This window comes from Yersinia sp. 2540 StPb PI, assembly GCF_052217165.1.
GTDB lineage: Bacteria > Pseudomonadota > Gammaproteobacteria > Enterobacterales > Enterobacteriaceae > Yersinia > Yersinia enterocolitica_E.
Map to the genome: position 1 here is coordinate 4,052,337 of NZ_JAZGQC010000001.1, position 13,799 is coordinate 4,066,135.

The window sequence follows — 13,799 nt, forward strand, 5'->3', positions numbered from 1 at the left end:
AAATACGGCGTTTAACATTTTATTTCAATGCTGGCTGTCGCGTCAGCAGGCCACTATCTGAAGGTATCTATGAGTAATATTATTGATAAGTTGTTTTCTTTACAGGGCAAAGTGGTGCTGGTTTCTGGGGCAGGCGGAGCGATTGGCAGTGTGCTGAGTAAGGCGCTGGCAAATGCTGGTGCTACCGTGGCATTACACGATATTGACATCGCACGTATCAAACCGGTGCAAGAAGCGATTGAAGCTGAAGGAGGCAACGCCTTATCGATTACCGCTGATTTGAGTGATGTCGCGGCTTGCCGACAGTTGGTCGATACCCTGTATGACAAACTGGGGCAGATTGATGTCTTGCTCACCAGTGCCGGTGTCAATCGCAGAAAACCTATCAAAGATGTCACTGCTGAAGACTTTGATGCAATCATTGATATTAATTTACGTAGCGTCTACTTTTTGGCACAAGCCGTCCAACCCTATATGGCGAAACAGGGTGGCGGTAAAATCGTTAATATCAGCTCACTTAGCGCGAAACATGCATTCAATACGATCTCTGTTTATGCCGCATCAAAAGCAGCCGTCAGCCAATTAACCAAGGCGATGGCCCGCGAATGGGTGGGTGACAATATTCAAGTTAATGCGATTGAACCTGGTTTTATTAAAACCGAATTTACACGCCCCTTGTGGGATGACGAATATCGCTCAAAATGGTTCCAGAACTTTATTCCACAAGGGCGTTTAGGTAACCCAGATGATTTGATTGGCGCGGTACTCTTTTTAAGCTCGTCTGCCTCGGCCTATTTGACCGGGCAAGCGATTACCATTGATGGTGGCGTGTTATCAGGTTCTTCATGGTTGAATCCAGAAATAGCCTAAATATCCGCCATCCTTGAAGCCGCAGCGGGCTACAGACACTTATTCAAATGACGCTCATTAGAATCGGTGTACCGCTTGCCTGCGACTTCAATAACCTTCGGTTTTGCTTTCCAATAAATGACTTTGCTTCAGATAGTTATTCCATTAAGGCCATATAGCCGCAATTAATTTCATTATTCAACCAACAGCGCCCGCCACTATTTCCCATCACATCACTACCAGTAATAGATCTGGTGTTATTTACAAGAATAGTTTTGATGTTATTTAAGACTTTTCTTGATCCCAATCAAGACTATTCTCACACAATAGGAACTCACTTCATTCTTTGCCACATCTATCAAAAAACAGCTTTAATCCTATTATAGTTCCAAGAGAAAATGTGATACCTTCATCGCGCAAAAATATAAGGTAATATTCTTTTATCTAGAGTAAATAACTCTTGAGACTCAGCGTATTTCCTCCCAAGGCATATCACCACGGATAAACATTATATTTAATCTGTCCCAAGGACAGAGCCTCTCTTTTTGCAACGGGTTACATAACATCATTACATTACGTTTAATCTTTTTGAGGTTTTATGGACAAAACATTTTTGGCTGGAGCAATTAGTCTGTCTTTGGTTACATTACCTGTTCAGGTATTGGCTTTTACACCGATGGTAGAGGGAATAACCGTCAACAATGAAGTCGTCGATAGTGGCGAACAAATTGTGCGTAACGGTGGCGTCATTAATAATGGCTGGGTTTATGGCTCCACCAATAATGGAATAATGACGAGAGTCGCAATTGCTATCACCAACGGGAGCAGTGCCGGTACAGCCAATAATACCACCGTGGGTGATGGCGGTTGGTTACAGGTTACCGATGCTTTTGCAACCGGTACTGTGGTTAATCAGGGCGGGTTGCTTGAGGTTAAAACCGCAGGGATCGTGACAGATAGCCAGATAAATAATGGCGGTCATATGAATCTAGGACTCATTAGCCAGTCGAAAGGTTATCTTAATATCGCGGCGGGGGCGGAACTGTTTATTACCAATAACGATACCTATACCAGCGATGTGACCACCAACAATCCCGCCCTGCCTGCCAATGTCACCATTGAGAACCTCAATGTGGCTGGCTTAGTCGACATTGGCCCTTCCTGGATAGGAGCAAGTGTGGTGCCGGTTTCTCCTCCTGAAGTCTTGGGACCGGTGCTGGTTACCCGCATCAATAATGTGACGATGCAAGGGGGGGATATCAACCTGCTGCCCTATTCTGCCGGCGGGCAATTTAACCGGCTGGAGATAGAGAATCTGTCTGGTCAGGGTAATTTTGCGATGACTACCCAACTTGCCAGCAATGCCGGTGATTTTATTACGGTCTCGCAGCAGGCGACCGGCCAATTTGGTATTACCGTTCAGGACAGCGGTAAAGAACCGCAATCTGCCAACAGCCTGGCCTTGGTGCATATTAATCGTGGCGATGCTCAGTTCCGTTTACTTAATGCGGGCGGGGTGGTGGATTTAGGCGTTTACCAATACGGGCTATACAGTCAGGAAAGCAATGGCAGTACTGACTGGTATTTGGCTACCAAGGCAGCCGATCTCCCCGGCATAACGCCGAACAGGCCAAACACGGCGGTTCCCGTGCTCAGTTCTGCGGCACAAGGTGTGTTGAATATGGCGGCAGCACCACGGCATATCCTGAATGCGGAATTAAGTACCTTACGCCAGCGCCAGGGCGAGTTGAAAACCGATGCTGATGGCACCGTCGGCGTTTGGGCGCGTTATCTCACCGATGATAGCCGCTTGTCCGACAATAAAAACGTCGCTTTCAAGAATACCTTGAACGGTATGGAGATCGGGGCAGATAAACAATTGGGATTGAACCGGGGTAATGTGCTAATTGGGGCATTTACCGGCTACAGTTCATCCGATGTCAAAGCCACTCACAGTGCGGGTGCCAATGGTGATATTCGCAGTTACAGTGGTGGCCTCTACTTAACCTACCTGGATAAAAGCGGACTTTATATTGATACGGTGTTGAAAGCTAACCGTTTTAATAATGAACTGAGTACGCAAAGCGCGCGGGCGGAATACAGCCAGAATGCGTTTACCGCCTCGGTAGAAAGTGGCTATCAGTTACCTGTTTATAACAACCTGGTACTGGAACCCTATGGCAAAGTGAGTTATTCACGTATAGGTAGTGCAGATTATACCCTCAGTAACGGAATGGCTGCGGACGTGGCGAAAGCAGACAGTGTGCAAGGTGAGTTAGGCACGATATTGTCGGCTTCTTATACCGTCAATCAAATGGCAGTCAAGCCTTACGTTAAACTGGCTATTGCCCGTGAGTTTATCAAAACGAATACCGTCGCCATTAACGGTATTGGCTTCGATAACAATTTCTCCGGTAATGTCGGCAAATATGGTGTGGGTATTGATGCCACCGTTGCCAGTAACACTTCTATTTTTGCTGAAGTGAATTATCACAATGGTTCAAAAATTGAAACACCGGTAACAGCTAATATCGGATTCCGCCTGCGGTTCTAATTTTTCTGCCCCTCCTCTGAGGGGCATCTTATTTACAGCGACATTTATTACTCCCTCTCTTTTATTTTTTATTCAAAAAAAGACAATCAACAAGATATTTCCCACAAAAAAACGCCTTTTTTGTAGGATACTTCCCATGCATCACACGAGTTATTTCTCATATTTTCTTATATTCTGAAAATAGATTGAAAATAACTTTTACCTAGGCATAATGCGGCGAAATTTTATTCAGCCCTTTTATTCTGCCCCAGCCGGGCAAAGAGGATATGCCCTGTGCTGCGCGCCTGTTATTTCTCCTTTATCACGAGTGTGTTATTCCCGTTACTGGCTATTTCGCCTGTCAGTTATGGCGCGGAATTCCCCCCCGTTGAGCAAAGTATTCATCAACAGGCCCGGCAACGGGCACTGGAAGAGCGTCTGGCCCCCTCTACACCGGATGTGCGCTTATCGGCACCGGCGGCCACTTTGGACCGGATTGTCTTTCCGGTTGAAAAGCCCTGCTTTGCCATTGATCGTATAAAAATCAGTGGCGCAGAGCCTTTACCCCGCTGGTTGCCACTGCAACGCATCGCCAATCAGGCGCAAGGCCAGTGTTTGGGGGGCCAGGGCATTAACCTGCTGATGAGCCAGATGCAAAACCGCCTGATCGACCACGGCTATGTGACTACCCGGGTACTGGCTCCGCAGCAGGACTTAAACAGCGGCACGCTGGCGTTACACGTGGTGCCCGGCACAATACGCCATGTTGAGCTGACGCAGGGCAGTGACCGCCATGTCACGCTGTTCAGTGCCTTCCCTGCCCGCCCCGGTAACCTGTTGGATTTGCGTGATATCGAGCAAGGACTGGAGAACCTGCAGCGCGTCCCCACCGTGCAAGCCAGTATGGAATTGATCCCGGGTGATGCCCCCGGCGAGACCGATATCGCCCTGAACTGGCAGCAGCGCAAAATGTGGCGGCTGGCAGCCTCACTGGATGACTCTGGCACCCGCAGCACCGGCCGTTATCAAGGTGGCGCGACACTGTTTCTCGATAACCCGCTCTCTCTGAGTGACCTGTTTTATGTCTCGGCTGGCGGTTCAATAAAGAATCGCGGCGATAAAGGCACCAATAACCTGACTGGCCACTACTCGCTGCCGTTCGGTTACTGGACCGCGGGCATGACCGCCAGCAGCTATGACTACCACCAAACGGTGGCGGGTCTGAATGGCGATATCCATTACCGGGGGGAGACGGAGAACGTAACGCTGCAACTCAGCCGCCTGCTGCACCGTAATGCCAGCCAAAAAACCACCCTGACCTACGATGTGCTGACCCGCTCGTCGAAAAACTATATCAATGATACCGAAATTGAAGTGCAGCGCCGCCGCACCTCAGCCTGGCGTGTCGGGCTGGAACATCGCCACTTTATCTCGCAGGCCACACTGGACGCAGGTATCAGTTACCAGCGTGGCACCCGCTGGTTGGGTGCAGTACCGGCACAAGAAGAGTATTTCGGCGAAGCCACTGCCCTGAGCAAAATTCTGCGTTTGAATGCGCAACTGGATATTCCTTTTGTGATTGCGACGCAAAACGTCCATTACAACCTGCAATATCAGCGGCAAAGCACCAACACACCCCTGACGCCACAGGATCAATTCTCTATCGGTGGCCGCTGGTCAGTGCGCGGGTTTGATGGCGAACGCACGCTGAATGCCGATCGCGGCTGGACGGTACGCAATGATCTCGGCTGGTATACCCCGCTACCAGGCCATGAACTGTATGTCGGCGTGGATTACGGCGAGGTCAGCGGTCGCAGCGACCCTTATCTGCTGGGCCACCATCTGGCGGGCAGTGTCGTCGGTGTGCGCGGCACTGTGCTGAATACCCGTTATGACCTGTTTGCTGGCAAGCCGCTGTCTAAACCCGACGGATTCAAAACCGACTCGGTGACTGTGGGCTTTAACCTGAACTGGCAATACTAATACTCCTTTATTGCACCCAAAGTCATTGGAGTTGCAGGTAGGCAGCCAGCAAACTCATCCCGATGAGCTTACTCAAGTAAGTGATTCGGGTGAGTGCGTGCAGCTAACACCCCTGTAGCTTCAAGGACGAAGGGGATAACCTTTTGAGAATGACCATGAATAAGAACCTGTACCGTATCGTATTTAACAAGGCGCGTGGCTTATTAATGGTGGTAGCCGATATCGCCGCCTCCGGTCGGGCCGCCTCATCGCCCTCGTCAGGTCTTGGGCATACTCAACGCCGCCGTATCAGTGCCTTATCGTCGCTGAGTTTTAGTCTGTTACTGGCCTTGGGCTGCGTCTCGTTATCCGCGCAAGCCAATATTGTCGCCGATGCCAGTGCGCCGGGTAACCAACAGCCGACCATTATCAGCAGTGCCAACGGTACGCCACAGGTCAATATCCAGACGCCTAGCAGCGGTGGGGTTTCGCGTAACGTTTACAGCCAGTTCGATGTCGATAATCGCGGCGTGATCCTCAATAACGGCCACGGTGTCAACCAGACCCAACTCGGCGGTTTTGTCAACGGCAACCCGTCGCTGGCACGCGGTGAGGCCAGTATTATCCTCAACGAAGTCAACAGCCGCGACCCGAGTAAACTTAACGGTTATATCGAGGTCGCTGGCCGCAAAGCACAGGTGGTTATCGCCAACCCATCAGGCATTACCTGTGATGGCTGCGGCTTTATCAACGCCAACCGTGCGACCTTAACCACCGGTCAGGCACAGCTCAATAACGGCCAACTCACTGGCTACGATGTGGATCGGGGTGAGATTGTTATTCAGGGCAAAGGTCTGGACAGCAGTCGTCAGGACCATACCGACCTGATTGCCCGTTCGGTTAAAGTCAATGCCGGTCTCTGGGCCAATGATCTAAAAGTCACCGCCGGACGCAATCAGGTTGACGCCGCGCACCAAAATATTACCACCAAAGCCGACGATGGCAGCGCCCGCCCTACCATGGCGGTGGATGTCGCCAATTTGGGTGGCATGTACGCCGGTAAAATTCGCCTGATCGGCACTGAAAGCGGTGTCGGGGTGCGCAATGCCGGTGAGATAGGGGCGTCAGCCGGCGATATCACTATCACGGCGGATGGCATGCTGGTCAACAGCGGTCAGATCAACAGTGCTCAACATTTGGCGGTGAAGACCGCCGCCGGTATAGCGAACGCAGGTGTGCTCTATGCGCAGGGCAATACCCAGCTCACCACTGCAGGCAAGTTGAATAACACCGGCACTGTCGCGGCTGCAGGTGATACCTCGCTGCGCGCGGCAGAAGTCAATAGTAGCCGCAACTCGGTACTGGGTGCCGGTGTCAAGTCCGACAACAGCGCGATCACCAGTGGCACCTTGCGCGTTGATGCCAGCGGGATGTTAACCGCCCAAGGCAAAAATATTAGCGGCACGGCGCAAGTGCTTAACGCGCACAGTATCGATCTGAGTGGCAGCCAAACACAGAGCCGTGACCTGACACTCACCGCGCAAGGTGGCGCTATCGATCTCACCGGCGCTGAACTGTTAGCCAGTGGCAACCTGTCTGCCTCAACCGCCGCGCTGTTACGTACCGACAGCGCCAGACTGATTGCGGAGAGGGTCACGCTTAGCGCCCAATCGCTCTCCAATGTCGGCGGGGTGATAGCGCAAACCGGTACTACGGACTTCAACCTGAATCTGCCGGGTTATCTGGATAACCGGGGTGGCACCCTGCTCTCTAAAGGCAATGTGGCGGTCAATGCACAGCGCCTGGATAGCAACGGGGGCAGCCTGTTAGCGGCGGGTGTACACAGTGATGGCCGCCTGATGGATAGTGGTGACTTGAGGATAAGCACCCGTCAGGAGCTGATCGCGCAAGGGCAGACCCTCGCCGCCGGTGCGATGACGCTAACCGGTAGCCGGGTTGATTTGACCGACAGCCATACCCAAGCCCGAGAGATAGACATCACCGCCAACAGTGGCGATATCAGTACACAGCGCGCCAATATTCTCGCCCTTGGAACGCTGACCATTAATGCGGGGGCGAGTGCCGGGCAAACCCTCAATAACCAGAGTGGCACACTGGCGGCGAATAACATCGCATTGAATCTGGGCCAGCTTGACAATAACGCAGGCAAGATAGTTGCCAGTCAGGATCTGACCCTTGATTTACAGCGTGATTTCAGCAATCTGGCCGACTCGACACTGCAGGCCGGACATGATTTAACCTTAACCACCCGCGGCGCGTTAACCAATGACGGGCAGTTATTAGCGGGCGGCAAACTCAGCACCGGTTCAAGCAGCTTGCTCAATAGCGGCCATATTATTGCGACGCAAGCCAGCCTCAGCGCAGCGGGCGCATTGATTAACCGTGGTGAGATATTAACCCGCGGGCGACTCGATACCGACTCCAATACCCTGTTCAACACCGGCACCCTGATCAGTGCCGAAGCCACGCTTAAAGCACGGGAGCGTATTACCAACTCCGGCCCTGGTGCCCTGATCGGTGCCACCGATGAAAACGGCACCTTAGCCTTGTTGGCACCGGTAATTGAAAACAGTGATACCGTCACCAACACTGATTCCGCCCCAACCACCACCCTTTTAGGCATGGGCAAGGTTATCTTTGCGGGCGCGTTGGACAATAGCGGCAATTATCTGGCGGCGGCTCAGGTGCTCAATATTTCGGGTTTGATTGAATCCGGCAAAGATATGTTGATTTACGCCACGACACTGACCAATCGCCGTCATATTCTCACCGCCAATAGCAACTTTGTTGTGGCCGACACCGTGAATGGGTCCGCGGTCTGGACAGAAGAAAACCCTGATATTCCGGGGGGACGCTATGCTGAACCGCCTCATGGCGGCTCGATGAATAGCGACTATATTGGCACCGATTATACATCGACTATCGCCTATAACAGCATCGATAACATTAGCCCAGAGGCGCAACTGCTGGCCGGTGGGAACCTGACCCCACAAGTGGGTACGCTGGAGAACTTCTGGAGTAAAATCAGTGCGCAGGGAGAGATTGATCTTTCGGGTGTCACCCTGAACCAGGATGGTTGGGGGAATGCACAACGCCTGATTGAACAAACAACATCCACGGGTGAGTGGCGTTATCGGACCTACAAAGGCGATTTATGGGGCACCTCTTGGGGCCCTGAGGTTAGTGAGCGCGCGACTAACCAATATGCCTCCAGTATTACCGCACAAACCCTTAGCGGCAGCGGCACCACGATCAACAATGGTGCCAACCCCGGTGCCATTGCGCCTCCCCAGAGTAGCGACAATAGCGGAAAAGATCTGGCCATCGAGTTTAACGGTATCTCGCTGACACAGCCCAACGGTGGACTGTATAAGTTCAATACCGACTACACAGTCAGCGGCGGTTATCTGATTGAAACTAACCCGGCGTTTGCCAATCTGAATAACTGGCGCGGATCAGACTACGTGCTCCAGCAGTTGAATAGTAACCCGGATGTGATATTCAAACGCCTGGGGGATAACGCCTATGAACAGCGTCTGGTGCGGGATCAGGTACTGGCACTGACCGGTCAGGCGGTCGCCAGTGATTACCGCAGTGCACAAGAACAGTTCGAACAACTGTTTGCGGCGGGACTCGAGTACAGCAAGACGTTCAATCTTGCCCTTGGCACCCACCTCAGTGCCGAGCAGATGGCGGCATTGACCAGTAATATCGTGCTGATGGAAAGCCGCGAAGTCGCCGGGCAAACCGTGCTGGTGCCGGTGGTCTATCTGGCGGGGGTCAAGCCGGGCGATTTACAGGCCAACGGCGCATTAATTGCCGCCGAGAATATCAGCTTAACCGAGGTTCAGGGGTTCACTAATCAGGGCGCGATGAAAGCCGGCAATAACCTGAGCATTAGCATGGCGCAAGGCATCACGCTCAATAACCGCGGCGGCTTACTTCAGGCCGGTGGCAATATGCTGCTCAGTACACTGAACAGCGATATTGACCTGACCGGCGCGCGGTTAAATGCCACCAACCTGCAACTCGATAGCGGTCGCGATGTGATCCTGCGCACCGGCAGTGAGCAACTCAGCAGTGATAATGGTGCAGTTCAGCGCAGCCAAACCGTACTGGGGCCGCTGGCGAGTATCAATGTCAGTCATAACGCGACTATCAATACCGAACGTGATTTTATCATGCAAGGTGCCAGCCTCAATGTCGGTCAGGATCTTCAGGTGAATACCGGCGGCGACTGGCTGCTGAATACCGTACAAACTCGCGACCAGATAAGCACCCATGATGGCCGTGGCAGTTCGACCAGTGAGCATATCCGCCATCTGGGCAGCGAGGTGAATGTTGGCGGTGCGCTGACGGCCAACGTCGACAATCTGACTGCGGTGGGGGCTAACATTAACGCCGGCACGGTGGATGTGCAGGCGCAGAATATTAACCTCAGTGCAGCCACCGACAGCCTGCACGTCACTGGCGAATCGTCGAGCAAGCGCCATACCAGTTCAGTGGATCTCTACGATGAAACGCTGCGCGGCAGCCAGTTGAACGCCACCGGCGATATCAAGTTGCAGACGGCAAAAGACATCAATATCAGTGCCAGTGCGGTACAAACCGACGGTGCGCTGAAGCTGGCGGCGGGCGGCGATGTCACCCTCACCACCCAGACTGAACAGCATGATGCGCAGCGCACTCATACCGGCAGCAAAAAAGGGCTGGCCTCCAGCACCACCACGCGCACCGAAGATAGCCTGAGTCAGACACTGGCTGTCGGCTCCATGCTGTCAGCCGGTTCTATCGATGTCAGTGGCAAAAATATCGCGGTCATCGGCAGTAACGTGGTGGCCGATAACGATATTAACTTGCGGGCGAAAGAAAACATTACCGTCGGCACGGCGCAACAGAGCGAGAGCGAATCTCACCTGTTCGAGCAGAAAAAATCCGGCCTGATGAGCACCGGCGGCATTGGTGTCACGGTGGGCAACAACAGCCAAAAAACCACCGACACTGGCAAATCTATCTCCAACGTGGGCAGCACGGTGGGCAGTGTGCTAGGCAATGTCAGCATGACCGCCGGTGAAGATCTGACGGTGCAAGGCTCCGAGGTGTTAGCCGGTAAAGACATCAGTCTGACCGGTAAAAACGTCGCTATTTTGGCGGCGGAGAATCAAAGCAGCCAGACCCATACCGTTGAGCAAAAAAGTAGCGGCCTGACACTGGCACTGTCTGGCGCGGTTGGCAGCGCCCTCAATACCGCGGTCACCACCGCCAAAGATGCCCGCGAAGAGAGCAATGGCCGACTGTCTGCGCTGCAAGGGGTTAAAGCGGCACTCAGTGGTGCGCAGGCGGTACAAGCAGGCCAGTTGGTGCAGGCGCAAGGAGGCGATACTGCCAGCATGTTCGGCGTCAGCGCTTCATTAGGCTCACAAAAATCGGCCTCGCAGCAACATCAGGAACAGACCAGCATGACAGGCTCGGCCCTGACTGCGGGCAACAACCTGAGCGTGACGGCCACCGGTGAGGGGAACCCGGCAAACAGCGGCGATATTGTGGTGCAAGGCAGCCAGCTCAAAACCGGCGGCGACACCACCCTGGATGCGGCGCGTGATGTGCTGTTGCTCGGTGCCGCCAACACGCAGAAAACCGACGGCAGCAACAGCAGCAGCGGTGGCAGTGTGGGTGTCAGTCTGGGGTTCGGTAGCGCTGGCGGTGGTCTGAGCATCTTTGCCAATGCCAACAAGGGTCAGGGCAATGAGCACGGCGACGGCACCTTCTGGACTGAAACGCAGATTGACACAGGCGGCACACTGTCGCTCAGCAGCGGGCGTGATACTTCGCTGATAGGCGCGCAAGCCAGCGGTGAAACCGTCAAGATCGATGTCGGCCGTGACTTCCTGCTGCAAAGCCAGCAAGACAGCGATAACTATGATGCGAAGCAGACCAGTACCAGCGGCGGTGTCAGCATGGCGGTGGTCGGCGGCGGTGGCTCTGCCAACCTGAGCATCAGTAAAGATAAGCTGCACAGCAATTATGACTCGGTACAGGAGCAGACCGGTATTTTTGCAGGCTCTGGCGGCTTTGATATCACCGTGGGTGAACACACTCAGCTCGATGGCGCAGTGATTGCCAGCACCGCGGACAAGAGCAAAAACAGTCTGGATACCGGCACGCTCGGCTTCAGTGACATTGAAAATAAAGCCGATTTCAAGGCTGAACATCAGGGCGGTAGCCTGAGCACCGGTGGCCCAGTAGGGTCTGACCTGCTGAGCAATCTGGGCAGTGTGGTGCTGTCGGGTCTGGGTAATGACGGCCATGCCGAAGGTACCACGCAGGCAGCGGTCAGTGAGGGTACCATCACCATCCGTGATACCGATAAACAACAGCAGAATGTCGATGACCTGAGCCGCGACACCGACAATGCCAATGGCAGCATCAATCCTATCTTTGATAAAGAGAAAGAGCAGAACCGCCTGCGCGAAGCCCAACTGATTGGCGAGATTGGCGGTCAGGCAATGGATATTGCGCGGACGCAGGGAGATATCCTCGGGCTTGAGGAAGCTTTGAAACGCCATCCTGAGTTGAAAGGCGATGCGGAAGCCTTGCGTGAGACAAAAGAATACAAAGCCGAAATGCAGAAATACGGCACCGGCAGTGCACTGCAACAAGGTCTTCAGGCCGCAACAGCGGCCATACAGGGCTTGGCGGGTGGCGATATGGCGAAAGCGCTGGCAGGCGCCTCAGCCCCGTATCTGGCGGAAGTGATTAAGAAAAGCACGGGAGATAATCAGGCGGCTAACCTGATGGCCCATGCGGTACTGGGTGCAGTCGTGGCGCAGATCAACGGCAACAGTGCGCTGGCGGGCGCTTCGGGTGCAGCGATGGGTGAGTATATCGCCCAGCAGATGTATCCTGGTATCAAACGTGAAGACTTGACAGAAGAGCAACGACAAACCATCAGCGCATTGGGTACACTGGCGGCAGGGTTGGCGGGTGGATTGGCAGGTGACAGCACCGCTGACGCCGTTGCCGGGGCGCAGGCCGGGAAGAATGCGCTTGAGAATAATGCGCTGGGTAATAAAAAGGGCTGCGGTCTTGATCCACTTGCATGTAGAGACCCGTTGACAGAGGGCGGCGGTATTCGTGGTGGCGGCATATCAGCAAAAACACCTACAGGCTCAAAAGGAAATGTGCTCAAAGTTCAAGATGGATCTAATAAACCCACAACTATTAACGATAGACAATTTTCAGGACATGCTTTAGATCGCATGCAAAAACAAGGGATTACACCAAGTGTTGTAGAAAATGCCATCAAACCTGAAAATGCAGTTAAGGGAAAAGTACCTGGAACTACGGCATACCATGATAAAGTGAATAATATTACAATAATAGTTAATGAAAATACTGGTCGGATAGTAACTGTTGATTTTGGGCTAATAAAACAATGATAAAAATAACTGATTTTCCTGTGACTGATTATGATATGAGACAAATTAATCTCATGAAAGAGTTGGTAGATAGCTATGAAAGAAAAGAACTCAATCTAATTACTTTAATTGATAAATTAAGGGCTTTGCTAGATTGTTTACAAAATGTAAATTTTGAATGGAAACAGTGCGTTCATGAAAACTGGTTTATTTTAGAGCAAATTTACGCGGTTTCTTTAGATGAAGGTAAACCTGTAAGTGAATACAATGACTATTTGATTGAACCTATTGCTAATATTATAAAGTTATTAAACTAAATGAAGATAAGTGAGTATGACAGACGGCAACTTTCATTAATGAAGGGAAGGCTAAGCTCATTTATGCCAAATAATTTATCTTTAAAGGATTTGATTGACGATCTTGAAGGTTTGTCAAATTGTTTAGAATCTATTAATACTGAGTGGAAAGAGGCATTTCATGAACATTGGTTTATGTTAGAACAAGTTTATGCGGTAGCACTTTTTCGAAATGAATCAATCAATAGCGACGATCCTGACATAATAGAGCCTGTAAAACAGCTAGAGGCTCTATTAAACAGTTAATTTTAGGAGCGGTTCTTTCATCACAACAAGTTAAATAAAGCACCAACAAAGATCACTAGCTATTCACAACATGCATTAGATCAAATCTCTGGTCGAGATGGAGGCATAGGGGTAAGTCAATCAGCGCTGGATAGTGCTTGGTCAAATCCTTTGAAAATTGAATATGTTCCATCAAAATATGGCCCTACATTCCGATATACAGGAAATGATGCTGTTATCGTTATCAATGCTGAAGGTACAGTTATTAGGAGTCCAGACACAACTACATTTGCCATTCTTGATGCCAAATATTACGGTGCAGAAAATCTGGAAAACCTTCCTGGATGGCCCGACCTAATAAAGCAATTCTTTTACGCATTAGCGCTTCAACGGTGCAGATCTGAAATTCCTGAAAGACAATATCACGCAAGGTGA

Annotated in this window: 7 protein-coding genes; all 7 read left to right on the forward strand. The window is 51.7% G+C overall.

Translation table 11 applies throughout. The features are described 5' to 3' along the window. Positions 1-69: 69 nt before the first annotated feature. Positions 70-870: an SDR family NAD(P)-dependent oxidoreductase gene (locus tag V1956_RS18880; protein ID WP_442825473.1), complete on the forward strand. Its 801-nt coding sequence runs from the start codon at positions 70-72 to the stop codon at positions 868-870. Positions 871-1,447: 577 nt separating this feature from the next. Next, complete coding sequence (locus tag V1956_RS18885; RefSeq protein ID WP_442825474.1) at positions 1,448-3,403, forward strand: autotransporter outer membrane beta-barrel domain-containing protein; 1,956 nt, start codon at positions 1,448-1,450, stop codon at positions 3,401-3,403. Positions 3,404-3,679: 276 nt separating this feature from the next. Beyond that, on the forward strand, positions 3,680-5,365 hold the full coding sequence (locus tag V1956_RS18890) for a ShlB/FhaC/HecB family hemolysin secretion/activation protein (RefSeq protein ID WP_420071541.1): 1,686 nt from the start codon (positions 3,680-3,682) through the stop codon (positions 5,363-5,365). A 155-nt stretch (positions 5,366-5,520) separates the two neighbouring features. Further along, a complete protein-coding gene (locus V1956_RS18895; RefSeq protein ID WP_442825830.1) occupies positions 5,521-12,804 on the forward strand; it encodes a hemagglutinin repeat-containing protein in 7,284 nt (2,427 codons plus the stop codon). Beyond that, positions 12,801-13,100, forward strand: coding sequence for a hypothetical protein (locus V1956_RS18900; protein ID WP_442825475.1), 300 nt, complete (start codon positions 12,801-12,803; stop codon positions 13,098-13,100). Before V1956_RS18895 ends, V1956_RS18900 begins: the two co-directional genes overlap by 4 nt. 63 nt (positions 13,101-13,163) lie before the next feature. Next, positions 13,164-13,385, forward strand: a complete 222-nt coding sequence (locus V1956_RS18905) for a hypothetical protein (protein WP_442825476.1) — start codon at positions 13,164-13,166, stop codon at positions 13,383-13,385. A 150-nt stretch (positions 13,386-13,535) separates the two neighbouring features. Next, the gene (locus V1956_RS18910; protein ID WP_420075354.1) at positions 13,536-13,799 is read left to right on the forward strand and encodes an LlaJI family restriction endonuclease; all 264 of its coding nucleotides are present in this window, start codon (positions 13,536-13,538) and stop codon (positions 13,797-13,799) included.

What these genes read in the sequence shown, in the direction of transcription:
- V1956_RS18880 (WP_442825473.1), top strand. Translation starts at nt 70, where the DNA reads ATGAGTAATATTATTGATAAGTTGTTTTCTTTACAGGGCAAAGTGGTG.
- V1956_RS18885 (WP_442825474.1), top strand. Translation starts at nt 1,448, where the DNA reads ATGGACAAAACATTTTTGGCTGGAGCAATTAGTCTGTCTTTGGTTACA.
- V1956_RS18895 (WP_442825830.1), top strand. Translation starts at nt 5,521, where the DNA reads ATGAATAAGAACCTGTACCGTATCGTATTTAACAAGGCGCGTGGCTTA.
- V1956_RS18900 (WP_442825475.1), top strand. Translation starts at nt 12,801, where the DNA reads ATGATAAAAATAACTGATTTTCCTGTGACTGATTATGATATGAGACAA.
- V1956_RS18905 (WP_442825476.1), top strand. Translation starts at nt 13,164, where the DNA reads ATGCCAAATAATTTATCTTTAAAGGATTTGATTGACGATCTTGAAGGT.